The 26143-nt window shown below is 66.5% G+C and carries 22 protein-coding genes and 2 pseudogenes; 11 read left to right on the top strand and 13 right to left on the bottom strand.

Annotated features, from left to right (window positions below; all coding sequences use genetic code 11):
* Positions 1–367: 367 nt before the first annotated feature.
* The 4 genes from QFZ33_RS19935 to QFZ33_RS19920 form a co-directional block, all read right to left on the bottom strand.
* Complete coding sequence (locus QFZ33_RS19935; protein ID WP_307030259.1) at positions 368–952, bottom strand: carboxymuconolactone decarboxylase family protein; 585 nt, start codon at positions 950–952, stop codon at positions 368–370.
* A complete protein-coding gene (locus QFZ33_RS19930; RefSeq protein WP_307030257.1) occupies positions 949–2220 on the bottom strand; it encodes an aminotransferase class I/II-fold pyridoxal phosphate-dependent enzyme in 1272 nt (423 codons plus the stop codon). The genes QFZ33_RS19935 and QFZ33_RS19930 overlap by 4 nt, the downstream gene beginning before the upstream one ends.
* Positions 2217–3074 (bottom strand): class I SAM-dependent methyltransferase, encoded by an 858-nt coding sequence (locus QFZ33_RS19925; RefSeq protein ID WP_307030255.1) that lies wholly within the window; start codon positions 3072–3074, stop codon positions 2217–2219. Before QFZ33_RS19925 ends, QFZ33_RS19930 begins: the two co-directional genes overlap by 4 nt.
* Positions 3075–3271: 197 nt before the next feature.
* Positions 3272–4234 carry a phosphatase PAP2 family protein gene (locus tag QFZ33_RS19920; RefSeq protein ID WP_373427301.1) on the bottom strand — a complete coding sequence of 321 codons (963 nt, stop codon included), beginning with the start codon at positions 4232–4234 and terminating at the stop codon, positions 3272–3274.
* 125 nt (positions 4235–4359) lie between these two features.
* Here QFZ33_RS19920 and QFZ33_RS19915 point away from each other — a divergent pair, with 125 nt between their 5' ends.
* Together QFZ33_RS19915 and QFZ33_RS19910 are read left to right on the top strand one after the other, a co-directional pair.
* The gene (locus QFZ33_RS19915) at positions 4360–4533 is read left to right on the top strand and encodes a hypothetical protein (protein ID WP_307030253.1); all 174 of its coding nucleotides are present in this window, start codon (positions 4360–4362) and stop codon (positions 4531–4533) included.
* A gap of 63 nt (positions 4534–4596) precedes the next feature.
* On the top strand, positions 4597–4992 hold the full coding sequence (locus QFZ33_RS19910) for a hypothetical protein (RefSeq protein WP_307030251.1): 396 nt from the start codon (positions 4597–4599) through the stop codon (positions 4990–4992).
* A 126-nt stretch (positions 4993–5118) separates the two neighbouring features.
* Here the strand turns inward: QFZ33_RS19910 and QFZ33_RS19905 are convergent, their stop codons facing one another.
* The 4 genes from QFZ33_RS19905 to QFZ33_RS19890 all read right to left on the bottom strand — a co-directional run bounded on the left by QFZ33_RS19905 (position 5119) and on the right by QFZ33_RS19890 (position 8451).
* A complete protein-coding gene (locus tag QFZ33_RS19905; protein WP_307030249.1) occupies positions 5119–5436 on the bottom strand; it encodes a hypothetical protein in 318 nt (105 codons plus the stop codon).
* A gap of 55 nt (positions 5437–5491) precedes the next feature.
* Complete coding sequence (locus QFZ33_RS19900) at positions 5492–5965, bottom strand: hypothetical protein (protein ID WP_214846427.1); 474 nt, start codon at positions 5963–5965, stop codon at positions 5492–5494.
* Between the two features lie 114 nt (positions 5966–6079).
* Complete coding sequence (locus QFZ33_RS19895) at positions 6080–6781, bottom strand: response regulator transcription factor (RefSeq protein ID WP_307030247.1); 702 nt, start codon at positions 6779–6781, stop codon at positions 6080–6082.
* Positions 6778–8451: a sensor histidine kinase gene (locus QFZ33_RS19890; protein ID WP_307030245.1), complete on the bottom strand. Its 1674-nt coding sequence runs from the start codon at positions 8449–8451 to the stop codon at positions 6778–6780. The genes QFZ33_RS19895 and QFZ33_RS19890 overlap by 4 nt, the downstream gene beginning before the upstream one ends.
* Positions 8452–8938: 487 nt before the next feature.
* On the opposite strand from QFZ33_RS19890, the gene QFZ33_RS19885 reads away from it, so the two are divergent.
* The 5 genes from QFZ33_RS19885 to menD all read left to right on the top strand — a co-directional run bounded on the left by QFZ33_RS19885 (position 8939) and on the right by menD (position 17393).
* Complete coding sequence (locus tag QFZ33_RS19885; protein WP_307030243.1) at positions 8939–10513, top strand: BTAD domain-containing putative transcriptional regulator; 1575 nt, start codon at positions 8939–8941, stop codon at positions 10511–10513.
* The gene (locus QFZ33_RS19880) at positions 10506–11897 is read left to right on the top strand and encodes a sensor histidine kinase (protein ID WP_307030242.1); all 1392 of its coding nucleotides are present in this window, start codon (positions 10506–10508) and stop codon (positions 11895–11897) included. Before QFZ33_RS19885 ends, QFZ33_RS19880 begins: the two co-directional genes overlap by 8 nt.
* A 122-nt stretch (positions 11898–12019) precedes the next feature.
* Complete coding sequence (locus QFZ33_RS19875) at positions 12020–13018, top strand: o-succinylbenzoate synthase (RefSeq protein ID WP_307030240.1); 999 nt, start codon at positions 12020–12022, stop codon at positions 13016–13018.
* Between the two features lie 194 nt (positions 13019–13212).
* A complete protein-coding gene (locus QFZ33_RS19870; RefSeq protein WP_307030238.1) occupies positions 13213–15294 on the top strand; it encodes a PhoX family protein in 2082 nt (693 codons plus the stop codon).
* Between the two features lie 305 nt (positions 15295–15599).
* Positions 15600–17393 carry a 2-succinyl-5-enolpyruvyl-6-hydroxy-3-cyclohexene-1-carboxylic-acid synthase gene (gene menD, locus QFZ33_RS19865; RefSeq protein ID WP_373427300.1) on the top strand — a complete coding sequence of 598 codons (1794 nt, stop codon included), beginning with the start codon at positions 15600–15602 and terminating at the stop codon, positions 17391–17393.
* On the opposite strand, the gene QFZ33_RS19860 is transcribed toward menD, so the two are convergent.
* Positions 17390–17857 (bottom strand): MarR family winged helix-turn-helix transcriptional regulator, encoded by a 468-nt coding sequence (locus tag QFZ33_RS19860; RefSeq protein ID WP_214846440.1) that lies wholly within the window; start codon positions 17855–17857, stop codon positions 17390–17392. The two genes, menD and QFZ33_RS19860, sit on opposite strands and share 4 nt — an antisense overlap.
* 117 nt (positions 17858–17974) lie before the next feature.
* Between QFZ33_RS19860 and QFZ33_RS19855 the strand changes: the two genes are divergently transcribed.
* Positions 17975–18520 (top strand): YceI family protein, encoded by a 546-nt coding sequence (locus tag QFZ33_RS19855; RefSeq protein ID WP_307030236.1) that lies wholly within the window; start codon positions 17975–17977, stop codon positions 18518–18520.
* Positions 18521–18608: 88 nt separating this feature from the next.
* Here QFZ33_RS19855 and QFZ33_RS19850 read toward each other — a convergent pair whose 3' ends face one another.
* The 4 genes from QFZ33_RS19850 to QFZ33_RS19835 all read right to left on the bottom strand — a co-directional run bounded on the left by QFZ33_RS19850 (position 18609) and on the right by QFZ33_RS19835 (position 22695).
* Positions 18609–19412, bottom strand: coding sequence for an amino acid ABC transporter ATP-binding protein (locus QFZ33_RS19850; RefSeq protein ID WP_214846445.1), 804 nt, complete (start codon positions 19410–19412; stop codon positions 18609–18611).
* Between the two features lie 11 nt (positions 19413–19423).
* Complete coding sequence (locus QFZ33_RS19845) at positions 19424–20215, bottom strand: amino acid ABC transporter permease (RefSeq protein ID WP_111905073.1); 792 nt, start codon at positions 20213–20215, stop codon at positions 19424–19426.
* Positions 20216–20312: 97 nt separating this feature from the next.
* Positions 20313–21119: an ABC transporter substrate-binding protein gene (locus QFZ33_RS19840; protein ID WP_307030232.1), complete on the bottom strand. Its 807-nt coding sequence runs from the start codon at positions 21117–21119 to the stop codon at positions 20313–20315.
* 205 nt (positions 21120–21324) lie between these two features.
* On the bottom strand, positions 21325–22695 hold the full coding sequence (locus QFZ33_RS19835; RefSeq protein WP_307030230.1) for an isochorismate synthase: 1371 nt from the start codon (positions 22693–22695) through the stop codon (positions 21325–21327).
* 119 nt (positions 22696–22814) lie between these two features.
* Here QFZ33_RS19835 and QFZ33_RS19830 point away from each other — a divergent pair, with 119 nt between their 5' ends.
* From QFZ33_RS19830 to QFZ33_RS19820, 3 genes and pseudogenes are all read left to right on the top strand, one after another.
* Positions 22815–23594 carry a demethylmenaquinone methyltransferase gene (locus QFZ33_RS19830; RefSeq protein ID WP_307031911.1) on the top strand — a complete coding sequence of 260 codons (780 nt, stop codon included), beginning with the start codon at positions 22815–22817 and terminating at the stop codon, positions 23592–23594.
* A gap of 4 nt (positions 23595–23598) precedes the next feature.
* Positions 23599–24947: pseudogene (locus tag QFZ33_RS19825) on the top strand (geranylgeranyl reductase family protein).
* A pseudogene (locus QFZ33_RS19820) lies at positions 24944–26045 on the top strand (polyprenyl synthetase family protein). The pseudogenes QFZ33_RS19825 and QFZ33_RS19820 overlap by 4 nt, the downstream one beginning before the upstream one ends.
* The last annotated feature ends 98 nt before the right edge of the window (positions 26046–26143 follow it).

Raw genomic sequence — 26143 nt, 5'->3', positions numbered from 1 at the left:
GGCCTCGCCGTGCGAACACGCGGGTAGCCGTCGCCGGATTGGGGGGTCTCGGTTCTCCAAGGTTGAATGGGATTTCCCTAGGAACCGCTGGCACTCTTTTTCCATCTGGTCCGAAGCCACAGCCGCGAGTGGTCGTTCAGCCAGCTGGCCGGCCCGGCACTGCACCCCCCTGACGTGCCGGGCCGGCAACCCCAATCCTTTAGGGTCCGTCGGCCCGCAACCCGCAACTCTGTCGGGGACCCGCCGCCGCCGGTCAGCAGCCCGAACTTATGGAAGACGGTGACTCCCGGCGGCACCGCCGCCGGGATCAGTGTCCCGTAGTTTGTGTTCTGCTAACGGCAGACCGGTCGGTAATTCAGTAATACAGCTAGGCCCGGCGCGTTTCCATCGAAGCCAAGAGGGCGTCCTGCAACTCTGAGCTCAATGTGGGAGGCCGGTCGAGCTCGACGCCGAGGGCCAGCACGGAACGGCTCAGATAGTTCCGAGCCGCCGCCGCCAGCGTGATGTCCATAATTTCCTTGTCGCTGAAGCCGTGCTCGCGAAGCCTGAGGCCGTCTGCCTTGGTCATTTCCGCAGCATTACTGCTGAGCTTCTCTGCGTACTCCATCATGGCTACTTCAGCCGGCGGCAACCCGGCGTTCCGAAAATCACGGGCGATCAGCAGCAGTTCCGCCTCCGGAATTGTCTTCAGGGCCTTGCGTCCGTGGGCCAACCTGCAGTGCGTGGATCCGATGGCTGCTGCTGCCGCCAGGGTGACCAGCTCGTAACGGCGGAGGTCCATGTCTGCTGTGATCGTGCCCAGGAGGGCCTCGAACGCCTCATAAGCTTCCGGATTTACCGCCATGGTCTTGGTGTGCGTGGTGACGTAGCCTAGCGACTGGACATCGTCGTCGTAAATCTTGGCGGTGAGGCCGGTCGCCTCACTTTCCGGAGTGGTCCGCAGGACGGTCATGGCAGTTTCCTTGGGTTGGCTGGAATGATGGGGATAAGGCCCGTGGGGAGCTTGATTTCGGCGTCTTCGGGGCGGTCCTGCCCCGCCCGTTCGATGGCCGCCCGGAAGTGGGGCAGGCTGCGCTCCACCATGTCCTCGCTGGCCGTAAGGGACATCCGGAAAAACCCCGGTGTCTCGAACAGGACGCCCGGAAGCACAAAGACGTCCTCTTGGCCGAGCGCCTCGGTGAAGGCCCCGTCGTCTTGAATGGGGGAATGGATGAACAGGTAAAAGGTGCCTTCGGGCGGCCGGAGCTGGTATCCCATCCCGCCCAGCTCCTGGACCAGCCGGTCCCGCTTCTGCTGCAGCTGGCCGACGTCGATGGTGAACGTCTCCAGCCGCGGAAGCGCGTACTGCAGCACGGCGTTGGGGTAAATCCAGCCCATGGCCAACTGCATCGCCTCTACTGACCTGCCGAGTTCCTTGCGGTCCGGCATGCTCGGCGGCAGCGCTAGGTAGCCGATCCGCTCGCCCGGAGACAAGTGCGTTTTGCCGTACGAATAGGCCAGCAGTGTGTAGGGATAGAACTCCGCGGGGCTGTGGAAGCGGGCGCCGTCGAAGACGATCCTGTTGTAGGGCTCGTCGGACACCAGGTAGATCCGCCGCCCAATCCGCGCCGACGCCTCGTCGAGGAGGGTTGCCAGCCGGCGGAGGAGTTCCGGCGGGTAGATCCTGCCGGTGGGGTTGTTCGGCGAATTGATGATCACCACACGGGTCCGCTCCGTGATGGCCGCTTCAATGGCCGCCAGATCGAGGTCGAAGGTCTCGAGGTCGATCCGGACCTTGACCGGGACCAGTCCGGCCTCCACAGCGAGCGGTTCATAGAGGAACCAGGGCGGCAGGCTGTAGATGACCTCGTCGCCAGGGTCGGTAACCGCCTTCAGCGCGAGGGCGATTGCGGTGAAGCCGCCGGTGGTGAGGTACAGATCCTCGGGTTCGAACGGAACATCGAGCAGCCGGCTCAGCGACTCCGCTGCCGCCTCCCGGGCATCCACCTCGTTGGTCTTGTATGCGAACCACTGGTCGTCGTGCGGGTGGAGCGCGTCCCGGAGGGCGTCCACGTAGGCGTCCTGCGGCATCTGGTGCGGGTTGCCCAGCGTGAAGTCGCAGATGCCGGGAAGATGTTTGCGGCGGGCGTAGGTGGAATGGTTGAGGTGCTCGCTGATCCTCTGGAAGGACGGAATGGAGGCCACCTCAAGGGCGCGGCGCGAGGCGGGGGAGTCCGTCACAGCCCGGTTACCTGGGGCTTGGCATTGGCCTTCGCCGTGAGCAGCAGATACTCCCATTCCATCTGGGCGGGCGTATCGCCGTGGGCTTCGATGTACGTGCTGGCAAGTTCCGTGAGGGCGTCGTCCAGGGCCTTGGCTTTCCCGTCGTCGCCGGACAGAGACTTGTACACGGAGATGGTGGGGCCGTAGTGCGACTTGAAATAGTGCAGGAAGTCTTCAGGCTGGCGGAAGCTCGTGATGGCAACGGTCCGCTTCTGCGCCCGGATGTTGCCCAGCCGGTCGCCGAACAGCTCACGGACGTGGTCCTCACTGCCCCACAGCGGCGGAGGCTCCGCGCCGGGCGGAGGGGGCGGCGCGAAGGGTTTCATGGCGGCGAACATCTGGCCGATGAAGCCTTCCGGGGTCCAGTGCAGCAGCCCGACGGTCCCGCCCGGCCTGCAGACACGCACTAGTTCGTCGGCGCTCGCCTGATGGTGCGGGGCGAACATGGCGCCCAGGCAGGACATGACGACGTCGAACTCGGCGTCCGCAAAGGGGAGATTCTCGGCGTCGGCCTCCACCCACTCGAGCTCAACACCGCGGTCGGCAGCCTGCCGCCGGCCGGCATCGAACATCTCCGGGGTGAGGTCGCTGGCTATAACCCGGGCACCCATCATGGCCGCGGGGATGGCCGCATTGCCGGCGCCCGCGCCGACATCCAGGACGCGCTGGCGCGGTTTGATGTTGCAGGCTTCCACCAGGATGGCGCCCAGATCCGCTATGAGCTCGCTGGCGAGGGCAGGGTAGTCGCCCTGCGCCCACATGGCCCGGTGCTTTTCCTTCAGGGCTTTGTCCGCCCCGGCCTGGTCGTTCATTTCCGCGCACCTCTGCTTTCGCAGGTCCAGTTTCAGCGCACTGTTGAATCAGTGGAGGCTGTGGTGCGACTCATTGTGGGCTTCCCGGGCTGCGGTTGTAAAGGCCGCCCACCCCAACTGGGTAGCAGCACAGGGCGTTCCCAGGGCTCAGAACGCCCTCTGCTGCTACTTACTTGGGTGGGAACAGGGGCGGGGGGTCAGCGCCCAGGGGAGTCCCGGCGTCGGACGGCATACGCGAACAGCGACGTCGTGGCCACGGTGGCCAGGTACCCGGAGATCACGATCAGTGAGATGCCCGCCCAGAAGTAGTTGGTGGTGCTGCCCTCGTGGCCGATGCCCGGAGCGATCATGACCAGCGAATACACGGACACCGCAGCCGAGGCCAGCCCCAGCACCATCGGCAGCCCGATCCACAGCCGCGCCGAACCCCAGTGCCCGCCGAATCCGTCCCAGACGTTCCACTCGTGGCCGTCGTTGCGGAGAATCAGCCAGCCCGCGGGAATCATGAAGCAGCCCACCACCAGGAACGCCGCCACCACATCCGCCGGCCTGTGCCACTGGTTCACGAGTGTGGACATCCCGGAAGCGATGGCAAACGTACCGCCGACAAAGCCGGCCAGCGGCCGCCACCGCGGTGACGACATCAGGAACACGGCCGCCGCCGCGGACGCCGCCAGCGTGGTGTGACCGGACGGCAGCGAGTTCAGCTCCAGCGTCTCTACGCCCCGGAACGGCCGCAGCGGCAGCAAGTCCTTGAGTACCTGCGTTGCGATGTTCGCCGCGACGCACGCCGCCACGGCAATGCCTGCGGCCCGCCATCGGCGGTGAATCACCGTTACTAGAAGAACGACGACGGCGGCCATCAGCAGGGAGATGGTGGGCAGCCAGTCCAGGAACCGGGTGGTGACCTTGCCCGCGGGCCCGTGTATTTCCACGGCCTCCACCAGGGCGGACTCGTCGATGAACTGGCCCGTCGTGGTGCGGACGAAGTAGTAGTAGGTGGCCGCGAGCCCCGTGGCGCAGGCCAGGGTGGCCACGGCGAAGAGGAAGCCGGTGCCCGCCGCGAGGCGCATCCGTCCGGCAGGCCGGCGGGGCTTCTGACGGCCCTGCTGCTGGCGGCCTTGCTTCTTACGGCGGGGGTCCCTGAGCTGGAAAGTCATCGTCACAAGGGTGTCACAGTTTGCTGGGAGGCGCCTGTCCGGCCGGTGGGTGCATGCTGTTCGCCCGGCCTTCCCGGCCCTGCCGGATGCTCGACTCCATTGGGCAGGGGGATTACGTTGGGGGCATGACCGAAAAACCAGACGAGTCCCGCGCTGTTTCCGAAGAGTCCGGTCGCGCAGAAACAGACCGCGACGAAACCGATCTCAGCACCAAGCTGGACCCGGATTTCATCCCGCAGCAAGGCGAGACCCCCGAAGCGAAGCGCGCCCGGGAGCACCCCGAGGAAACCGGCAGCTGACGCCCTGAACCGGGGGCTGTCCCGGGGGCTAAACGCAGGCTGGCTGACGGCTAAAGTTGGTGCATGGGCGGTCTCGTGGATGTACTTGGCCCCATCCTGGAAATGATGACGTGGGTGGGCTTCCTCCCCGGCGTGCCGTTGCTCGCGTGGGGACTAATTATCGAACGGCGCCGTTGCGCCTGGACCAAGACCACGGGTGAGGTTTACACCGCCGGCGGCTTCACCGGCTTTCGCTGGACCGACCAGGAGAACGTCTCGCGCCAGACCCTGGTGGACTCCGACGTCGCGCGGGGCCTCGTGGCCGGCACCCAGGTGGAGCTCCACTACGACCTCTGCCACCCTTCACGCTGGGGCCTGAAACCGCCCAAGCACGACAACGTCATCCTGGTCCTCGGCTGGATCCTCACCGGAGTGGGCATCGTGAGCACCGTCGGTGGCTTCGTGCTGCTGCTCTTCTGAGGGACTGGCTTCTGAGGGACTGGGTGGACCAAGCCCGATAACCAACCCGGGCCGGACATACGTCGGGTACCCGTGCCGCGGCGGGTACCCGGTCTGTGGGGCAGCCTGTGCTGCGCTGTTCGTCTGCTAGACGTGCGGATCCGCTGTTGCAGCCCGGCCGCTGTGTGCGGAACGTCCGCCGCGCCGGTTCCGGTCCCGCAGGTGGTCCAGCAGCGCCTGTTCGGGATGTCCGGGGTTCTCTGCCAGATGGCGCAGGAGCCGGCGTCGGACCTCCGATCGCGGATCAGCCGTGGCGAGCACGTTGTGGATGATATCCAGGACCTGTTGATGGAGCTCTGAGTCGTCCACCATAACAGTCGTGGGTTGGCCAAAGGGGGCGTCCACCGTCGACCCCCATCGTTCCGGCGGGATGGGTTCATACAGGTCGCGGAATTCCGTGTGCATCACTGGCTCCTTCTTGCGGGGAGAAACTGCTTCTTCGGATTGCCGCGGGGTACGCCTAGCCATTGCTGCTGCCACTCCTGCCGTTGTTGCTGGAGAGACCGCCTTTGTCATCGAGTTGGCTCGAGGACGTTGAATCGTCGGTGGGTGCCGATACCGGGGAAGTGACCTGGGCCGGTTCCACAAACTCGACGCCGGACTCCTCGGTGGAATCGGCGGAAGGGTCATCGGGCGCCGGCGCCGTCTGGGCCGGTTTTGCTGCTTTCGTGGAGAGCGGGGAGGAGGTGGCATCGTTCGGAGCCGATTTAAGCGCCGGCGACGTGGCCTTGGGTGAGGCAGTGGGGCCGGTGGCTGGCGACAGCCGCCGATTTTCCGTGGATCCGTCAAGCTTCTGGACCGAGTGGCGGGGGGCCCCTTCGGTAACAGTCACGCCGGGTTCCGTACCTGTCGGAGCCCCCGCAACGGCCTGCGCCCAGACAGTTATTCCGGCGAAACCCACCAGCGGAATGCTCAGCAACGACCACTTCTTCATGGGCCGGCCCTCCTTCGTGTCTTCACTTTGAAGTGTGAAGGTGAGGCAGGGATGAGACGCAGATGAGAGTCTTCTCATCGCCGGGCGGGGGCGAGTCTAGCGCGGTTAAGGGGTTTAAACCGGATCGCCATGGCCGTTCGTGTCATCAGCGGCAAGGCACACGAGACGGTAGCCCACACCCCGGACGGTTTGGATGCGGTCCGCGCCGAGCTTGTGCCGCAGGTAACGTACGTATACGTCCACCACGTTGGACGACCCCTCAAAGTGGTAGCCCCACACCCGGCTCAGAAGCTGCTCGCGACTGAGCACCTTGCCGGAGTTCTCCATGAATGTCCGCGCCATGACGAACTCCCTCGCGGACAGGTCGATCACGCGGCCGCGGATCTCGGCCGTGCGGAGGTTCACGTCGAGCGACAGGTCGCCGCAAACGAACGTCGGGGCGGAAGGAACGACCTGCGCCCCGCGGAGCCGGAGCTTGATGCGGGAGAGCAGTTCCTCGAACCGGAAGGGTTTGGTCATGTGGTCGTCCGCACCGCCGTCGAGCGCCGCCACAGTGCTCTCAAGGCTGTCCGCCGCCGTCAGCACGATCACTGGAATCGTCGAGTGCATGTTCCGGAGGTTCTTGAGGACGGTAAGACCGTCCATCCTCGGCATGGTGATGTCCAGGATGAGGAGGTCGAACTCCCCGGACGTCGCGTAATCCAACGCCTTCACCCCGTCGAAGACCTGGGTGGTGGTGTAGCCGGCCGCTGTGAGGCCCTTGGCGAGGAAGGCCGCAATGCGGGGCTCGTCGTCGGCGATCAGGATCCGCGTCAAGGCGTACCTCCCGTCCGGATGGCCAGTTCAATGCCCGACGCCGGTCCGGCCAGCTTCGGTTTGCCGCCGCCGCGCCGTTTTTTGGGTCGCGCATCATCCCTGGCGTCGAAGCCCTCGGTGCCGCCGCCGGTGTCCGCGGCGGCGGAGCCATCCGTTTCATCGCTCTCATCTATGCCGCCGGAGGGTATCCGGAGGGCGAAGCGGCTGCCTTTGCCCTCCTCCGACTCCAGAAGCACAGTGCCGCCGTGTGCCTCGGCGATGGCTTTGACGATGGAAAGGCCCAGGCCCGAGCCTTCCATGGCCGCCGAGTTGCGGCCCTTGCCGAAGCGCTCGAATATGCGCTCATGCTCGTCCGCCGGAATGCCGGTGCCGGTGTCCGAGACCCAGATTTCCAGCTCCCTCGATGCGGAGTCCCGCGCTTCCAGCTCCCGCACAACTACTGCCCGCCCGCCCTGGGGAGCACCGTCGTCGTCCTCTACCCAGGCGCCGCCAATGGATATCCGGTCCGACGCGGAGGTGTGTTTGACCGCGTTGGCGGCGAGCTGCTCCAGCGCCTGGGTGAGTCGGCGGCGGTCAGCGCGGATGAGGCCGCCGGGCCTGGCCTCCAGCCGCCACTGGCGCTCGCCGAGGACCCGGACGCGGTTCAAGACGTCCTCCAGGAGGTCATCCGCCTCCACCCAGCCGGGCGTCACGAAGTCGGGCCGTCCGCTGCCGGCAAGTATCAGCAGGTCATCCACCAGCTCCTGCATCCGGTCGAGCTCGTCCAGGAGCAGCTCGCGGGTCTGGTCCACGTCGTCGGGGTCCCCGGCCCGGAGCAGCTCCAGGTAGCCGCGGATGATGGTCATGGGGGTGCGCAGTTCGTGGCTGGCGTCGTGGATGAAGCGGCGCTGGTTGTCGGATCCGGACTCCAGCCGTTCGAGCATTCGGTTGAAGTTCATGGCCAGCTGAGCGATGTCGTCGGTGCTGTCCGGCACTTCCACCCGCTTGGTCAGGTCCTCAAATGTGGTGGCCTCTGTGGCCTCGCGGAGCCGCCGCACGGGGCGCAGCAGCCGCCCGGTGACCAGAAAGCCCACCAGACCGGTCATTGCGAGCGTGGTGATGGACGCCAGAGCGAAGGTCCACATCGAACCGAAAACCTCCGCGCGCTGGGCTCCGATCTCGCTCGAGGCAATCAGAAGACCCTGGTCTGGGCGGCCACCCGCGAGGGACACCGATGTAATGGCCAGGCGGACCTGCCGGCCGTCGAGGTCGATGTCCCGCATTACGGTCTGACGGGGCACACTCCAATCCCACATGTTGCCGGTGATAGCGGCCGTGTTGAGATTGGTCGGCTGCGTTCCGGCGGGCAGGATGACGCCGCGGCCGCGGACCACGGTCATCACTGACTCGTAGCCCCCGGGGGCCCCGTTGCGCAGATAAGTTGTAAAGAGGTTGTTCAGGGAGGCGTAAGCTGCGCCGGAATTGGGCTGGCCGCGCTTGGCGAGCTCGTCCAGGTTCTTGCGCGGCAATTGCAGCTCGGCGTTGACGCGGTCATTGAGGCTGTTCAGCTGGGCGGCATGGGTGGCGGCGCCGGCGACAAACAGGCCCACAGCCATGAAGACGAGCAGCGTGGCCAGCAGCCGGAAGCGGACGGAACGTACTTCCGTGCGCAGTGCGCCCGCCGTGTTCATTGGTCCACCTGGCCGAATCTGATGTGTGATGCACGTAATACGTCGCGAGGCAGGGCCGGCCACGCAAAATTTTTTTCGAATCCGGGGCCGTCGGCAAAGACGCTCATCGCCGAGTACTCGGAATACTTGGTTGTACCCGGCCCGGCCATGGTCTGTCTCATTCGATCACCCATTTCACGCTGATTCGGCGGTCCTCCGGGGACGAGGATCGCAATCACACCGCTATTACTGCGGTAATACGAATCTAGCCCCGGGTTCTTGGGAAAAACTTGGTGTTTGCGGTGCCGCTGCATTCCCGGCAAGGGGTTCCAGGGGAGCCGCGGGCCACCCCAACCTGGTGATGGGCCACTTGGTGCGAAACCAACCAAGTAGTGGCCCCGCCGAAATTCGAGTACTCGCTACTCGTGCCCATACTTGCCCGAGTGACAAGTATGAATCCAAGCCATTCATGGGGAATGCAGTTCATGGGGAATAGTAGGTGCACAAAATGGTACAAACTGTTGCAGAAGATACTCGTTGGACCCGGAGGGTTAACGACGACGAGTACCTTCCGAACTCAATGGAAGACACCGGTGGAACAACGACGAAGTTGTCCATCAACATCCTGGGGCCGCTCCGTGTCCGCCGCGGCGGCGTGGAGATCGGATCCCACGAGCTCGGCGGGCCCAAGCCCCGCCAGGTCCTTGAAATCCTGTTGCTCAAGCTGGGGACCCCGGTCTCTAAGAACCACCTGATCGAAGTTTTGTGGAATGGCCAGCCGCCGTCCGAGGCACTATCCACTTTGGAAAGCTACGTCAGCGTCCTGCGCCGCCACCTTCAGCCCGGAAGCGGCAAGGGCGGAGCCCTCCGCACAGTCACCGGAGGCTACATGATCGACCGCAGCATGGTTGACCTGGACCTTGACCGGTTCGACGAGCTTCTGAAGCAGGCCGGGCACGCCTCACCCGAGGAATCCTTCCGGCTGCTCGAGAAGGCCCTCGGCATCGCCTCCATGCCACTGCTCGGGGATGAGCTGATGGCCGGCTGGGCAGAGGAAGAGCGTTCGCTCCACTCAGCCCGCGTCGCGAGCATTAAGGCACGGGCCGCTGAAGCCGCCGTCGCCGTCGGACACCCGGAGCGCGCGGTGGCCCTCGCCAGCGAACTGCTCGTGGACGATCCCATCAACGAGCGAGCCTGGACCGCCTTGATCTTGGGCCTGGAAGAATCCGGGCAATACATGGAAGCACTGCGGGCCTACGGGCGCTGCCGCCGGGTCATGGACCAGGAGATCGGCTGCCTCCCCGGACGCCAGCTTCGGGAAGCGCACGCCCGGCTGCTCCAGGCAACAGCCGCCAGTGAGGATGACATGGACCTCAATGATTCGGGTGCTCAGCTCCCGGCAACTTCCCAAGTCACCCGGGAAATCAGCATCCTGACCATCGACGACCACAGCACGTTCACCGAACTGCTGACAGCAGCCCTCGACCGCGAGCCCGACCTGCGGAGCGTCGCCTCGGCCACCACCGCCAAGAGCGGCGTGGAGCAGAGCATCGCCCTCAAGCCCGACGTCGTGATCATGGACTTCCACCTCCCCGACGGTGACGGCCTCACCGCCGCTGCCCGCATCCTGGCTGACGCCCCGAACACCCGGATCGTCATGCTCACCGGCGACCCGACGCCGGAAGCGCTGCGGACCGCCGCCTCCATGGGCATCTGCGCCTTCCTGCCCAAGGGCGGATCGCTATCCACCCTGCTGGACACCCTCCGCTACGCGCGGGCAGGCAACATGGTTGTGCACCCCTCCCTGGTGGCGCAGCTGGGCATGTCCACCCCCGCTCCGGCCCCCGTGGCCCGCGAAATGGAGCCCGGCGGACCCGTCCTGACCCCCCGGGAACTAGATGTGCTTCGGCTTATGGCCGGTGGCCACGGGTCGAAGGAAGTGGCCAGCAAGCTGGACATCTCCCTCAACACCTGCCGCGGCTACGTGAAGGCGATCTTCGCCAAGCTCGGAACCCACTCGCAGCTGGAATCGGTCATGGAAGCGTCACGGCGCGGCATGCTCGAGCAGCCGTCCAATGGCTAGACCATCGCTCCGTAAACCTGCCTTGTTCCGCCCGTTCGAATCGCCGGCCTACCACAATTCCGAGGTTTTCAAGGCCGTCCGGAGGTTCCTGCTGATGGGGCTGGTTGCCCTGGTGGTGGTCACCACCCCGGTGGCCTTCTGGATCTGGTCCGAGGCGGAACGCCATGCTTTGGAGAACTCCAAGGAGGCCACCGACCACCTGGCCAACAACGTGGTGGGGCCGCTGCTGGACGAGGAAGTCCTGTCCGGCGAGCCCACCGCGGTTGACCGGCTGGAGGAGCGCCTCCGCCCCTGGATGGGGGAGTCCTCGGTATTCGAGATCAGGCTCTGGGACAAAAACGGGCGCATCGTCTACTCGGACGACCTCAAGCTCATCGGCCACACCTTCGGCCTGCCGCACGAGGCGCAAGAAATCCTGGACGGCGGGGACGTCCCGGCCAACCTCGAGATGCAGAAGGACGAGGTCAACACGCCCAACGTCGAAAACGGCGAGCTCGTGGAGGTCTACGTGCCCGTCACTGCCCCCGACGGGCAAAAGCTGGTGTTTGAGACCTATTACGACGACGACGGTGTCCGCCAGGAGCAGGCTGCCGTTCTGTTCGGCATGGTCCCGCCGTTCCTGCTATCACTTGCAGTCCTCCAGCTTGCCCAGCTGTTCCCGGCAGTCCAGCTGGCACGCAGGATCCAGGCCTACGAAGCCGGCCGGAGCCGCCTGCTTCGCCGGGCCATCGAAGCCTCCGAGCTCGAGCGCCAGCGCATTGCCCGGGACCTGCACGACGAGGTGATCCAGGAGCTCTCGGGGCTGTCCTACGTGATGGAGTCCGAGGAACTGCACAGCCCGGTGGGCCAACGTGCGCTGTTCTCCGACGCCCGGCGGATCCTGCAGGACAACGTCCGCAGCCTGCGGGCTATGACCAGCGAGCTGTACCCGCCGGACCTGAACCGCCTCGGCCTCTCCGGCGCACTTGCCCGGCTCGGCGATCCGCTCGAAGAACGCGGGATCAGCCTGGAGCTGGACCTGCCGGAGAAGTGTGAGCTGGACCGGGACCGCGCGGCGCTGTTCTACCGGGTGGCCCGTGAGGCCCTGGCCAACACCGCCAAGCATTCCAAAGCGACGAGGGCTGAGCTCCATCTCCATCAGGACCGCCGCCGTTCGGAGATCCGCATCCAGGACGACGGCTGCGGCTTCGACCAGAGCCAGGGGTCGCCGGAAGGACACTTCGGCCTGCGCATCATGAAGGACACCATCGGCGAGGCCGGCGGCACGCTCCAGTTGATCTCCGCTCCCGGACGGGGCACCACGGTGATCGCGCGCTTCGGAGTCGGGGGCACCAAGGTTCCGGCCGTCGTCGAGCACGAACAGGAACCGGTCCCCTCGGTATGACTCCCAGATGAACCGCCACCCAAAGGCCGCCGACCCCTCCAATGGCGTAGGGGCCGGCGTAGTTCTGTTCGCTGGTTTTCGCCTTGGCCGATCGGTGGCGGGCACGCCGGTACAGTGAATTCATGCCTCTCCCGCACCCGCCCCTCGAGGAACTGCTGCAAAGCGCCCGCGTGGTGGTTCTGCCCATGCGCGTGAAGTTCCGCGGGATCCTGGAACGCGAAACGCTGCTCCTCCGCGGTCCGATGGGATGGGGCGAGTTCGGCGCGTTCCCCGAGTACGGCGACGCCGAGGCCTCCCGCTGGCTTGCCTCCGCCATCGAGGCCGGCTGGCACGGTTTCCCGGAGCCCCTGCGGACCAGCATCCCCGTCAATGCGACCGTGCCCGCCATTGAAGCGGAGCGAGTTCCCGAGATACTGGCCAGATTCGGCCGCGTGGACGCCGTCAAGGTCAAGGTGGCAGAACGCGGCCAGACGCTCGCCGACGACGCTGCCCGCGTCGCTGCTGTCCGTGCCGCGCTTCCGGACGCTGCCATCCGCGTGGACGCCAACGGCGGCTGGGACGTTCCGGCGGCGGTGGCGGCGCTGACCCGGCTGGCCGAAGTAGGGCTGGAGTACGCCGAGCAGCCCGTGCCGGAGATTGAGGGCCTGGCGGAGGTGCGGCGGCGGCTCCGTGCGGCGGGCGTGGCTGTGCTGATCGCGGCCGACGAAAGTGTCCGCAAGGAAGACGATCCCCTCAAGGTGGCGCGGGCAGGTGCGGCAGATCTCCTCGTCGTGAAGGTGGCGCCGCTCGGGGGAGTCCGGCGGGCGCTGGAATTGGTCGCGCAGGCGGGGATGCCCGCCGTCGTGAGTTCCGCCCTGGATACCTCCGTGGGGATCCGTGCCGGGCTCGCGCTCGCTGCCGCACTGCCGGAACTGCCCTATGCATGCGGGCTGGGAACGGTTTCGCTGCTCGCCGCGGACGTGATTACCGAACCATTGGTGGCCGACGACGGCGCCATCACCTTGCGCGATGCCGTCGCCGACGAGGGGCTGCTTGAGCAGTACGCCGCCCCGTCCGGGCGCCGGGAATGGTGGCTCGCCCGGCTCCGCCGCGCGTACGCCGCGCTCCCGGCCCCGGCCTAACCCCCTCCCAACAAACGCTTCCTCAGGTCCTGCGGGTTTTCCGGCGACGCTTCCTCATGTCCTGAGGGTTTCCCGGAACGCTTCCTCATCCGCGTGCCGAGTTCACCGGATCTTCATCTGAGTGTCGGCTTCCGGTTGGCTTTCCCTGGCAGGGTGGCGGTGCCGCATCTAAACCCTTGGAAGGTCTCTCTCCCATGTCTGAAATCTCCGGACGCAAGTTCGCCCTGCTGCCCATGCTCGGCCACACCAAAGGCAAGCGCAGCCCTGTCACCTGCGCCCTCAAGTGCGACAACGCCTGCGCGGGCGACGTCTGCAACACGAGCTCCAACAGCTACTTCCGCGACATTGCCTCCACCACGCTGTCCCGCCGCGCCGCCCTGGGTTTCGGCGCCGCCGGTGCCCTCGCCGTCGTCCTCGGCGGTGCCGTGACGTCCACCGAGAAGGCCGTCGCCGACGGCGGGACGGGACTGTCCGCCGCCAGAAACGGTTTTAGCCCGGGCGCGTCCAAGCTGCAGTTCACCGCCATCCCTTCCATTGCGTCCGACGTTGACGCCGTGACGGTGCCGGCAGGATTCACCTGGCAGCCGGTGATTCGCTGGGGTGACCCCATCTTCAAGGACGCCCCGGCGCTCGAGCTGGGCAACCAGACCGCAGCAGCACAGGAGCGCCAGTTCGGCTACAACAACGACTACTCGGACATCCTCGAGATCCCCGGCAGCAAGGGCCGGCGCGCTCTGCTCTTCGCGAACCACGAATACACCAACGAGAACATCATGTTCCCTGCCAGCATGCCCGCCGAGCAGGTGCGGGCGGTGGGTGCGGCTGCCCACGGCCTCACCGTCGTCGAGCTGGAGCGCAAGAACAAGAACAAGCCCTGGAGCTACGTCCAGGGCGCCCCGCTGAACCGCCGCTACCTAAACAGCACCAGCTACGAGCTGACCGGGCCCGTCGCCGGCTCGGACCTGGTCAAGACCGTGGCCGACCCCGAGGGCCGCTGGATCAACGGCACGCTGGGCAACTGCTCCGGCGGAACCACCCCGTGGGGCACCATCCTCTCGGGCGAGGAAAACTTCAACGGTTACTTCGTCGCTCCGGGCACGTCCGCCTCGGACAAGCGCTACGGCCTCACCAACAAGGCCACGGCGCGGCAGTGGGAGCTGGACGACCCGCGTTTCAACGCCAACAACGCCGGCTACGAAAATGAAACCAACCGCTTCGGCTGGATTGTGGAGGTGGACCCGTTCGACCCCACGTCCACGCCGAAGAAGCACTCATCCCTGGGCCGTTTCAAGCATGAGGGCGCCAACGTGATCGTGGCCGAGTCCGGCCACGTGGTTGCCTACTCCGGCGACGACGAGCGCTTCGATTACCTCTACAAGTTCGTCTCCAAGGCCAAGTACCGCGAGGGCGACCGCAGGCACAACATGACGCTCCTCTCCGAGGGCGACCTCTACGTTGCGAAGTTCGCCGGCAGCGCCCCGGCCGCTGAGATTGACGGCAAGGGCTCGGTTCCGTCGGACGGCTCCTTCGACGGCACCGGCGAATGGCTGCCCCTGGTGGTCGGCGGCAGGTCCATGGTTGCCGGCATGTCCGTCGAGGAAGTCCTCGTGTACACGCGGCTGGCCGCGGACAAGGTGGGCCCCACCAAGATGGACCGCTGCGAAGACGTCCAGCCCAGCCTGCACACCGGCAAGGTCTACGTGGCCTGCACCAACAACTCGGACCGCGGCAAGCCGGGCAAGGAAGGCGCCACAGAGGTCAACCCGCGCAACGAAAACCGCGACGGCCACATCGTCGAAATCACGGAGACCGGCGACCAGACCTCCACCAAGTTCACGTGGAACCTGCTGATGGTCTGCGGCGATCCCTCCACCGGCGACGTCACCTACTTTTCCGGCTTCCCGGCCGACCAGGTCTCGCCGATTTCCTGCCCGGACAACCTGGCCTTCGATTCCGTGGGCAATCTCTGGATCTCCACCGACGGCGCCCCCTCCGGCATCGGCAAGGCTGACGGCCTGTTCAAGGTCACCCTGGATGGCCCCGAGCGCGGCCGCGTGGAGCAGTTCCTGGCCGTGCCCCGCGACGCCGAAACCTGCGGGCCGATCGTCCACGACACCGAGCGCACCGTGTTCGTCTCCGTGCAGCACCCGGGCGAGGAGGGCACCTTCGAGGCGCCGCACTCGTACTTCCCGGACTACGTTGCCGCCGGCGCGACTCCCCGCCGTGGTCAGGTCCGGGCTCCCCGCCCGGCCGTGATCCAGGTGTTCCGCTCCTAGGCTCCGCCTCGTTCTGTACCAAGCGCTTCCTCACGTCTGGTCGGGTTTTTCCCGACGCTCCATCAGATATTGCAGGTTCTCGGCCAACGCTTCCTCACTTTCCTTGGGAAAGTGAGGAAGCGTTGGCTCTTTACCGGCAGGACGTGAGGAAGCGTTTGGAGTCTGGCGGCAGGATGTGAGGAAGCGTTTGGAGTCTGGCGGCAGGACGTGAGGAAGCGTTGGCCCTTTACCGGCAGGACGTGAAGAAGCGTTTGGAGTTTGGCGGCAGGATCGGATGGAGCGTCGGTTGGTGGCAGACTGGTTCGGTGACTTCGCACGAACCCACTGAGCCGTCCGCCGCCGTATCCGATGCTTCAGCGGCTGACCCCGTGGCGGCCGGCCCAGCCCCTCGCCCCGGCGCCGAGACCAGGCTTACGTCCGTGGCTTCCGCACGGATTGCCGTCGCTACGCTGCTCGACGGCGGGGTCCGGTACGTCGTTGTAGCCCCGGGCTCGCGGTCGGCTCCCATGGCCTATGCGCTGGCCGAGGCCTCGGCGGCGGGGAAAGTTGAACTGCTGGTGCGGATTGACGAGCGTTCGGCGGGGTTTACCGCGCTCGGCCTGGCCCTGGCCACCGGCGCGCCGGTAGCTGTGCTGACGACGTCAGGGACCGCCGTCGGGAATCTCCTCCCTGCGGTGATGGAGGCCAACCACGCCGCCGTACCGCTGGTGGTGCTCTCAGCCGACCGGCCGGAAGAGTTGCGCGGCACGGGCGCGAACCAGACCACCGTCCAGCTGGACCTCTTCGGCGAGCACGTCCGCTTCGCCGTCGACGTTCCCGCCGGCGAGAGCCCGCAGCGTGCGGTGGAAACATCGCTCGCCGCCGCGACGGGTGCCTTCGAGGACACACCGCCGGGACCCGTCCAGCTCAACCTCGCCTTCCGTGATCCGCTGGTGCCCGAGGCGGGGGAGCGGCTGCCGGATCAGCGCGGCCACGGAACGTTCCGGATCGGCACCGACCCGCTCACCATGACCCTTGACCCTGCCCCGGCCGGCCTCCCGGAGAGGCGCACCGTGGTCCTCGCAGGGCACGACGCCGGTCCGGTCGCCGAGGCCTTCGCCCGCGCCCATGGCCTGCCGCTGCTGGCCGAGCCGTCGTCCAACTCCCGTTTTGGGCCCAACGCCGTGGGACCGTACCGCCTGCTGCTGGAGCACTTCGGCCCGGACTCGGCGCTGCCCATCGAGCGCGCCGTGGTGTTCGGGCGCCCCACGCTCTCCCGGCCGGTCTCCGCGCTGCTGGCCCGGACGGACATCCCCGCAGCACTCTATGAGCCGGTGCCGGTCGCTTGGTACGAGCCGGGGCGGCGCCGGGAAACGCCGATCGCCGGGCTGCCCGAACTGGCGGAGTTCGCCGGCCGGGGCTCGTCCGCCTGGCTCGACGCCTGGCTGCTCGCAGGCGCTGCCGCCCAGCATGCCGTCGACGGTATACTCGCCGCGGCAGACGCGGCAACCGGTCCCGCCGTCGGCTCGCTCGTGTGGCAGCACGCCCGCGGTCAGCTGGTCCTCGGCTCATCCAACGGCATCCGCGACGTCGACCTCGCCGGCCAGCCTGCACCGGAGCCGGCCGCCACGGTCTTCGCCAGCCGGGGCCTGGCCGGCATCGACGGCACCATTTCCACCGCCACCGGCATCGCCCTCGGCGGACACCAGGAAACCACCTTGCTGCTCGGGGACGTCACCTTCCTGCACGATGCCGGCGGCCTCTTCCTCGGCGCCGGCGAGGAACAGCCGCAGCTGCGCATCGTGGTCCTCAACGACTCCGGCGGCGCCATCTTCAGCCTCCTGGAACACGGCGCGGTCGCCGAGTCCGGCGGCTACGGAGACGCCGTCGAACGCCTCTTCGGCACCCCGCACTCAGTGGACATTGCGGCACTTGCCTCGGCATACGGCGTCGGGCATTGTTCGGTGAGTACGACGGCGGGACTCGCCGAGGCGCTGGCCGCACCGTTTACGGCTCGCACCATCATCGAGGTGCGCACGGACCGGCATGAACTCCGCGCCCTGCACCGTCAAATCAAGGCGGCAGTGGCGGAAGCGGCGGCGGGAGTCCTCGCGGGTTAGCGCGCGTGTGACTCAGGCTCGAGTTTGGCCATCACCCGTTCGGAAAGGGCCACGAGCATCCGACGGTCCTCGGGAGTCATCAGCGAGAGAAAGTTTTCCCGGACCCACTCGATGTGGCCCGGTGATGCCGCTCTCAAGGCAGCCCGCCCGGCTTCGGTGAGTCGGACCACCGTGCCGCGGCCATCGTCTGCGGCCGGCTCGCGGGTGACAAGGCCCCGCTTTTCCATGCGTCCCAGCTGGTGCGCCAGCCGGCTGCGGTCCCAGCCCGCACTGTATCCCAGGTCCCGGGGGCGCATGCCGGCGGCCCCGGCTTCGGCGAGCGGAGCGAGCATCTGGTAATCAGCGCCGGAGACGCCGCTTCCGGCCAGCTGGCGCTCCATCCCTGCGGCCAGTTGACGGCTGAAGAGGATGTAGGCGAGCCACGCTTCCTCCTCGTCCTTGCTCAACCAGCGGGGCTTTGGCAACGGGGTTCCTTTCATAAAAAGTTGTTGACGTATCAGCATGATACACGGCAAAATTGATGATACATCAGCAATTGCCAGGTATGGGGGAGCCCGGCAAAAATTCAAAGGAATACGGCCATGACCAGCCAGCCAGAGACAACAGTCCTTGCCATCCCCAGCGCCGGAACCTACCGCATCGACGGTGTCCGCTCGGCCATCACCTACACAGGCCGGCACATGTTCGGCCTGGGCACGGTGCGAGCCAAATTCAGCATTGCATCCGGGCAGCTGGAGATTGGCGAAACGCTCGCGGACTGCCACGTCACCGCAACCATCGCCGCGGCGAGCTTCACGTCCGGCAATGCGAAGCGGGATGGCGATGTCAAGGGTCCGGGACTGCTGGACGTGGCCAGTTTTCCGCACATCGAGTTCGCTTCCACCGGGGTGCGGGAGGACGAACGCGGGATGGTGCTCGTCGGGACGGTGGCCATGCATGGGGTTGTCGTTCCCGTGCAATTGCCCGTCTCGTCCTGGGAAGCCCAAAATCCCGACCGCATCCAAGTGCTAGCCAGGGCGGACCACCTGGACCGCTGTGCGTTCGGCATCACGGGGGCCAAAGGATGGGTGGGCCGCTACTTTGACCTGGACTTTGACGTGGTGGTCGTGCGAGCCGCGGCGAACTGACGCGCCGGGGGCCTGAGTCCTGACGCGCAAATGCCCTGGAGCTGCGGGAATCCTGCAGCGCCAGGGCAGTTGCCCGCCGGAACCGAACCTACTCGGCGATCTCGATGTGGGTGGGGTCCAGCACGCGGCGGAGGAATTCCTTGGTGCGGCCCTGGGTGGGGGAGCCGACGACCTGCTCGGCGGACCCTTCCTCGACCACCACGCCGCCGTCCATGAACACCACGCGGTCCGCGACTTCGCGGGCGAAGCCCATCTCGTGCGTGACCACGAGCATGGTCATGCCTTCCTTGGCCAGGTTCCGCATGACCGAGAGGACGTCGCCCACGGTCTCCGGGTCGAGGGCCGACGTGGGCTCGTCGAAGAGCATCAGCTCGGGGTCCATGCTCAGCGCGCGGGCGATCGCCACACGCTGCTGCTGGCCGCCGGAGAGCTGGTCCGGGAACCGGTCGGCGAGGTGGCCAAGCCCCACGCGCTCAAGGTTGGCGCGGGCGATCTTGTCCGCTTCGGCCTGCGGGCGCTTCAGCACCTTGGTCTGGGCGATCGTGCAGTTGCGCAGCGCGTTCAGGTGCGGAAACAGGTTGAACTGCTGGAACACCATGCCTACCTTGCGGCGCATCTTGTCGATGTCCACATCTGCATCCGTGGCGTCAAAGCCGCCCACGTGGATGCTGCCTTCATTAGGCTGCTCCAACAGGTTGACGCACCGCAGCAGGGTGGACTTGCCGGAACCGGACGGGCCGATCAGGCACACCACTTCTCCCGGTGCGACGTCCAGGCTGATGCCCTTGAGGACCTCGTTGGAGCCGTATGATTTGCGCAGGTCCTTGATGGCCACACCGGCGGCGTGGACGCGCCCGCTTTGGGTGCGGGAGTGAATTTCGACGTCGTTCATGACTTCCCTGCCTAACGCTTGGTCCGCGCGGAGCGGCTTTCGAACTTCCGGGCCAGGAGGCTCAGCGGGATGGTGACCACGAGGTAGAACGCACCCGCCACGAGGAGCGGAGTGAGTCCCGCACCGAGGCTGGAGATGCCGTCGCGGCCAAACTTGGTGAGTTCGTACTGCGCCGCCGTCAGGCCCAGCACGTAGATCAGCGAGGAGTCCTTGGTCAGCAGGATGACCTCGTTGGTCAGCGGCGGGAGGACAATCCTGAAGGCCTGTGGGATGACGATCGTGACCATCGCCCGCCACTGCGGCATGCCGAGCGACCTCGCGGCTTCCGTCTGGCCCTTGGGCACGGCCTGCAGCCCGGCACGAAGCGTCTCGGCGATGTAGGCGGCCGCCACCATGCCCAGTGAAACCATCACCACGACGGCCACGTTCCACTGGACACCGAACGCCAGCGGAACGCCGTAGCCGAAGGCGATGAAGACCAGCAGCGCCGGGATGCCTCGGAAGAATTCGATATAGCCAGTGGCGATCCAGCGGTACAACGGGAAGCTGGAGAGCTTCATGAGGGCCAGCAGCAGGCCCCCGGACAGGCCCACGATGAACCCCAGGAACGTGTAGATCAGGGTGTTTTTCAGGCCCGAGAAGAAGATGTCCGGGAACATCGGGCCGATCTTGCCGAAGTTGAAGACATTGGTGGTGAGGGTCTTCCAGTCGGTGGCCAGGATCAGTGCGGCCACGGCCACAACGAAAATCCCTGCCTGGACGTACAGACTTACTCTGGCCCGCTGTCGCGCGGTCATTGCCATGGTGTACTCACATTCGTTTTGCGCAGTTGAGGCCCCGTACGGACTGCTGAACAGATCCCGGACGGGGCCCCTGCCGTGTAGGTGTCAGGCGCGCCGGTTACTTGGCGGCTTCGCCGAACCAGCTGGTCTCGAACTTCTTGAGGCTTCCGTCGTCGGTCAGGCGCTTCAGCGTCGTGTTGACCTGGTCGAGCATGGCGGTGTTGCCCTTCTTGACCGCGATGCCGAGCTTTTCCCCAGTGGCGTAGTTCTCGACACGCTTGAACTTGGAGTCATCCTTGATGGCGTAGCCGAGGACCGACTGGTTGCCCAGGGCGGCGTCGATGGTGCCGGCCTTGAGCGCCTGGACCAGGAGGCCGGTGTCCTCAAACTGCTGTGCGTCGAGGCCCTTGTCCTTCGCGTACTTGGCACCCGTGGTGGCCTGCTGGACGCCAACCTTCTTGCCCTTGGCGCCCTCGACGTTCGTGATGCCGGAGGCCTCGGATGCAACGAGCGTCAGGTCGTCGTTCAGATAGGGATCGGAGAAGTCCATGAGGGCCTTGCGGGTATCCGTGATGGACACGGAGGAGATGGAGACGTCGCAGCCGGTGAGTGCGGTGCCGGTCTCGATGGCCTCGAAGGAGCTGTCCACTACGTTGACTTCGGCCTTCATGTCCTTGGCCAGTTCGCCGGCGATATCCATGTCGAAGCCCACGATCTTGCCATCCTTCTGGAATTCGAAGGGCTCATAGGGGACGTCGGAGCAGATGGTGAGCTTTCCGGCATTGATGAGCTGCACGCCGCTGCTGCTCGTGGCAGCCGGCGTGGAGCCGCCGCCGCCGCAAGCGGTGAGGCTGATGGCCCCGACGGCGAGGATTGCGGCTGCCTTGGCGCTGAATTTGGCCGTGGCACGGGACTTGAGCTGCATTTCTTTACCTTTTGTTGCAGGGGTATGCGGAACTAAATCGGTTCATAGTGTATCGCCGAAGAGGAGATGTACATCACAGAAAACTAAGTTTTACTATTTGATAACTAAACCACAGCGCTTTTCAAGGGGTTTAACCGTAGGACTGTCCGGTATCCCGGACGCTCTGCCTGGACATTAGGCTGGGCGAGATGCCCGCCGGATCAGATCAGCTGCTGATCTTCAGCGACTCCAGCATCGGCCGGAACTTGGCCCACGTCTCCGCGAGCTCCGCCTCGGGCTGGGAGCCCTCGACAATTCCGCACCCGGCATATAGCCGAACGGTAGTGGGGGACTCGATGACGGCGCCACGCAACGCGATGCCCCACTCGCCGTTGCCCGCGGCGTCCAGCCAGCCCACCGGACCGGCATACGGGCCCCGGTCCAGGTGTTCAAGTTTCCGGATCAGTGCCCCCGCCACCTGCGTGGGGGTCCCGCACACGGCGGCGGTGGGGTGCAGCGCGTTGATCAGCGCCAGGCAGGTGGGGACGTGGCCCTCCACCTCGGTGAGCTCGGCCTTGACGTCGGACGCGAGGTGCCACACGTTGGGCAGCTCCAGGATGAACGGTTCGTCGTGCGCATTCATGGCCTCGGAGAAAGGTGCCAGTTGGGTGGTCAGCGACTGGATGGCGATCTCGTGCTCGTGCCGCTGCTTCTCTGATCCGGCAAGGACCCGCTCGGCATAGTCCAGCGGCAGCCCGGCCTCGCCGAGGGCGTCCCGGCGGTCCAGTGTCCCGGCGAGCACCCGGGCCTGCGCGGTGCGGCCCTCCACCTGGATGAGCATTTCCGGGGTCGCCCCGACGAGGCCGTCGACCCCATAGGTCCAGCATTCCCGGTACCGGCCGGCCAGCTGCCGCAGCACCTCGGCGGCGTTCACGCCCTCGGGAACGGTCGCGACGATATCCCGGGCCAGCACCAGCTTCTCCAGTTTCCCGGTGCGGATCTGGGCGACGCCGGCGGTGACGGCGTCCATCCAGTCCTCTTCGCTGAGGGATCCGGTTTTCAGCGTGGGCTGGTCTGGGAGCGTGGCCGGGTCCGGATGTACGACGGCGGCGGCCGGGCCCGCGGTCGGCCCGCCGTCTGCGGGGGAGCCGACGGCGGCAGCCGGGTCCGACTCCAGCCACCCCTTCAGGGCCGCGATCGCGCCCGCCTCGGTGAGTTCGCCGTCGTCGGCCGTTATTTGGGTTAGCCAGGCACGGCCGTCCCGGACGCCCACGACGATCTCCGGCACGATCAGGCGGGATTCGTGGGTGGAAGCCTTGGAGAACGCGAAGGAACCGAACGCCACGGGGCCGGTGCCCGGGCGCTCCACAAGATCGGTGATGTCTGCCTCAATGACCAGGTGGCGCCACCAGATGTCCGCCTCGAGGAACCGCTCGGGGCCCGTGGCGGTGAAGCGCGCCGCCTCGCCGAAGCCCACCAGGCCGGCCTCGCGCCGGGTCCAGCACAGAACGTCATCCCGGACCAGATATGGCGGCAGCCCCTCGGGAGCCGATTCTCCATCCAAAGGGACTGTCAGGGTGCGGAGCGTGCTGGTCATGATGGGTCAACAGTACTCCGCGCAGCAGGTTGGGGGCGTTTCGCGGCGGATCAGCCGGGCCACCACGCCCGACGGCGGCTGTGTCACGGACCCTGCGGAACTTTTGAGACAATGTCATGGTGAACCGAGCATTCTTGGATAAGCGTCCGGACGAAGTAGCCACGATGTTTGACGACGTCGCACCCAAATACGACGTCGTCAACGATGTCCTCTCGATGGGGCAGACGCGCCGGTGGCGCAAGGTTGTGGTCGAAGCCATGGACGTAAGCGCCGGCCAGCGGGTCCTGGACCTGGCCGCCGGAACGGGAACCTCCAGCGAGCCATATGCCGATGCCGGCATAAACGTGGTGGCCTGCGACTTCTCCCTCGGCATGCTCAAGGTCGGAAAGCGCCGCCGCCCGGACATCGACTTTATCGCCGGTGACGCCACCCACCTGCCCTTTGCCGACAACACCTTCGATGCCAGTACCATCTCCTTCGGCCTGCGCAACGTCAACGAGCCCAAGAAGGCCCTGGCCGAGATGCTCCGGGTGACCAAGCCGGGTGGCAAGCTGGTCATCGCCGAGTTCTCCCAGCCCGTGGTTCCGCTGTGGCGCACCATGTACACCGAGTACCTCATGCGCGCCCTGCCGGCCATCGCCACCAAGGTCTCCTCCAACCCGGATGCATATGTCTACCTGGCCGAGTCCATCCGGGCCTGGCCGGACCAGGACCACCTCGCCGCGTGGCTGAAGGACGCCGGCTGGGAAGATGTCACCTACCGCAACCTGAGCGGCGGCATCGTGGCCGTCCACCGCGCCCACAAACCCCTCACGGGCGACGGCTCGGTGGAAGCCATCGCCGCCCATACCGGCCCGGTGGCCAAACTGCGCCGCAACATCCCGCGGACCGCCCGCTGACACTGTGAAAGTACTGATTGTTGGCGCGGGTCCCGCCGGATCCACCGCCGCGTATTACCTCGCCAAAGCCGGCATTGACGTCACGGTCCTGGAAAAGACCAGCTTCCCGCGCGAAAAAGTGTGCGGCGACGGCCTCACTCCGCGGGCTGTCCGCGAGATCCAGAAGCTCGGCCTGCCGCACCCCGAACAGGACGGCTGGCGCCGGAACAAGGGGCTGCGCCTGCTCGCCGGCGGCCGCAGCATTGAACTGCCGTGGCCTGAGGTGTCCGATTTTCCGCAGTACGGCCTGATCCGCACCCGCCTGGGCTTCGACGAGGAACTTGCCCGGCATGCGCAGGCCGCAGGCGCCACCGTGCTGGAACGCCACAGCGTGACCGAGGCGCTCCGCAACGGTGACGGCCGAGTGACGGGCGTGCGCGCAGCGATCCTGGACGAGTCCGGACGGAAGACGGGGGAGACGCTCGACTTCAGCGCCGACGTCGTGCTTGCTGCCGACGGCAACTCCACCCGCACCGCCGTCTCCCTCGGCATCCAGAAGCGCGACGACCGGCCCCTGGGAGTCGCCGTCCGCACCTACTTCACCTCGCCGCGGCATGACGACGACTGGATGGAAGGCTGGCTGGAACTTCCCGGCCGCGACGGCAAGCTCCTGCCCGGCTACGGCTGGGTGTTCGGCGTTGGCGACGGCACGTCCAACGTGGGCCTGGGCATCCTCAACTCCTCCAAGGAGTTCGGCAAGCTGGACTACAAGCAGGTGCTCCGCGAGTGGACCGCCGGCATGCCCGCCGAGTGGGGCTTCACCCCGGAGAACCAGGTGGGGGAGATCCGCGGCGCCGCCCTGCCCATGGGCTTCAACCGCACCCCGCACTACTCGCCCGGCCTTCTGCTCCTCGGCGACGCCGGCGGCATGGTGTCCCCGTTCAACGGAGAGGGCATCTCCTATGCCATGGAGTCCGCCCGCTTCGCCGCCGAGTTCATCATTGACGCCAGTTCCCGTTCCGCTTCAGGCGGCTGGAACGCGTCCGACGCCGATTCCCGGCTCGCGGGGTACGCCGACTATGTGCGTGAACAGTGGGGATCCCACTTCACGCTGGGGCGTGCCTTCGCAGCGCTGATCGGGAAGCCCGCTGTTATGAAGCTGGCTCTGCGGACCGGGATGCCCATTCCCGTGCTGATGCGCTTCGTGGTCCGGCTGCTGGCCAACCTGACCGACCCATCGGCCAAGGGCTTCGAGGACCGCGTGATCCGTGTGCTCGAACTGCTGGTCCCGGCCACTTCCAACTCTTCCGCCCTTGCCCCCCTCCGGCTCCAAATCAGCGGTTTCCGCAACAAAAAGTTAGGGTTAACCCGTGACCAACTCCGCGAACCACAGCTGGACGCACGCCGGGCATGGCCTGCCGGACTCCGAACCCAGCCTCAACACCACTGCCATCGCCACCGGACTGCAGCTGCCGGCCGGCTTTGCGGCCATCGCGGAAGACCCCGACCTGGGTCCTGCCCTCACCACCAACCTGGCCCGGGTGGAGAAGAAACTCCGCGAAGCCATCGCCAACTCCGACCCCCTGGCTGACGCAACGTCGCGTCACCTCGTGGAAGCCGGCGGCAAGCGCATCCGCCCCCTGCTGACCCTGCTCTGTGCCCACCTGGGTGACGCGTCGCTGCCCGCCGTGGTGCAGGCCGCCGTCGTGGTTGAGCTGACGCACCTGGCCACGCTGTATCACGACGACGTCATGGACTCCGCGCCCTTCCGCCGCGGCGCACCCACGGCCCACGAGGTCTGGGGCAACTCAGTGGCCGTTCTCACCGGTGACCTGATCTTCGCCCGCGCCTCCATCCTCGTGTCCGAGCTGGGCGGCCGCGCGCTCGGCATCCAGGCCCGGACCTTCGAGCGGCTGTGCCTGGGCCAGCTGCACGAAACCGTCGGGCCGCGCCCGGATGAGGACCCGGTGGAGCACTACCTGTCCGTGATTGCCGACAAGACCGGTTCGCTGGTGGCGGCCTCCGGCCAGTTCGGTGCCATCTTCTCCGGCGCCGACGAGGCCTACGAGGACGTTCTGGTGCAGTACGGCGAAAAGGTGGGCGTCGCCTTCCAGCTTGCCGACGACGTCATCGACGTCACGGGTGTCAAGGTCAAATCCGGCAAATCCCCGGGCACGGACCTGCGTGAAGGCGTTCCCACCTTGCCTGTGCTGCTGCTCCGTAAGGCCGCGGCGGACGGTGACCAGTCCGCCGTCGAACTTCTCAAGCTGATCGACGGCGACCTCTCCTCGGATGAGGCCCTCGCCGAAGCCGTCGCCGGGCCTGCGCGAGCACCCCGTCGCGGCGGAATCCTGGGTGGTGGCCCGTGCCTGGGCGGCCGACGCCATCGCCGCATTGGACCCGCTGCCCGAGGGCGTTGTGAAGGCCTCGCTGTCCAGCTTCGCGCACGCCGTGGTGGACCGCGCCAGCTAGGACGGCTCAAGGTAGGGCCCGGCTTCCCAGGGGGTGCTGGCCCTTCTGGCTTTAGCCGGCTTAAACGGAACGGCCCCGGTTCCTTGCAGCGTTACGAG

The sequence above is a fragment of the Arthrobacter globiformis genome, assembly GCF_030815865.1.
Lineage (GTDB): Bacteria > Actinomycetota > Actinomycetes > Actinomycetales > Micrococcaceae > Arthrobacter > Arthrobacter globiformis_B.
The sequence above is the reverse complement of the archived record's forward strand: the minus strand, read 5'-3'. Positions and strand labels throughout refer to the sequence as shown.

What these genes read in the sequence shown, in the direction of transcription:
- QFZ33_RS19935 (WP_307030259.1), bottom strand. Translation starts at nt 952, where the DNA reads ATGACCGTCCTGCGGACCACTCCGGAAAGTGAGGCGACCGGCCTCACC.
- QFZ33_RS19845 (WP_111905073.1), bottom strand. Translation starts at nt 20,215, where the DNA reads ATGGCAATGACCGCGCGACAGCGGGCCAGAGTAAGTCTGTACGTCCAG.
- QFZ33_RS19920 (WP_373427301.1), bottom strand. Translation starts at nt 4,234, where the DNA reads ATGACTTTCCAGCTCAGGGACCCCCGCCGTAAGAAGCAAGGCCGCCAG.
- QFZ33_RS19870 (WP_307030238.1), top strand. Translation starts at nt 13,213, where the DNA reads ATGTCTGAAATCTCCGGACGCAAGTTCGCCCTGCTGCCCATGCTCGGC.
- QFZ33_RS19910 (WP_307030251.1), top strand. Translation starts at nt 4,597, where the DNA reads ATGGGCGGTCTCGTGGATGTACTTGGCCCCATCCTGGAAATGATGACG.
- QFZ33_RS19900 (WP_214846427.1), bottom strand. Translation starts at nt 5,965, where the DNA reads ATGAAGAAGTGGTCGTTGCTGAGCATTCCGCTGGTGGGTTTCGCCGGA.
- QFZ33_RS19840 (WP_307030232.1), bottom strand. Translation starts at nt 21,119, where the DNA reads ATGCAGCTCAAGTCCCGTGCCACGGCCAAATTCAGCGCCAAGGCAGCC.
- QFZ33_RS19915 (WP_307030253.1), top strand. Translation starts at nt 4,360, where the DNA reads ATGACCGAAAAACCAGACGAGTCCCGCGCTGTTTCCGAAGAGTCCGGT.
- QFZ33_RS19855 (WP_307030236.1), top strand. Translation starts at nt 17,975, where the DNA reads ATGACCAGCCAGCCAGAGACAACAGTCCTTGCCATCCCCAGCGCCGGA.
- QFZ33_RS19850 (WP_214846445.1), bottom strand. Translation starts at nt 19,412, where the DNA reads ATGAACGACGTCGAAATTCACTCCCGCACCCAAAGCGGGCGCGTCCAC.
- QFZ33_RS19925 (WP_307030255.1), bottom strand. Translation starts at nt 3,074, where the DNA reads ATGAACGACCAGGCCGGGGCGGACAAAGCCCTGAAGGAAAAGCACCGG.
- QFZ33_RS19880 (WP_307030242.1), top strand. Translation starts at nt 10,506, where the DNA reads ATGGCTAGACCATCGCTCCGTAAACCTGCCTTGTTCCGCCCGTTCGAA.
- QFZ33_RS19905 (WP_307030249.1), bottom strand. Translation starts at nt 5,436, where the DNA reads ATGCACACGGAATTCCGCGACCTGTATGAACCCATCCCGCCGGAACGA.
- QFZ33_RS19885 (WP_307030243.1), top strand. Translation starts at nt 8,939, where the DNA reads ATGGTACAAACTGTTGCAGAAGATACTCGTTGGACCCGGAGGGTTAAC.
- QFZ33_RS19875 (WP_307030240.1), top strand. Translation starts at nt 12,020, where the DNA reads ATGCCTCTCCCGCACCCGCCCCTCGAGGAACTGCTGCAAAGCGCCCGC.
- QFZ33_RS19835 (WP_307030230.1), bottom strand. Translation starts at nt 22,695, where the DNA reads ATGACCAGCACGCTCCGCACCCTGACAGTCCCTTTGGATGGAGAATCG.
- QFZ33_RS19890 (WP_307030245.1), bottom strand. Translation starts at nt 8,451, where the DNA reads ATGAACACGGCGGGCGCACTGCGCACGGAAGTACGTTCCGTCCGCTTC.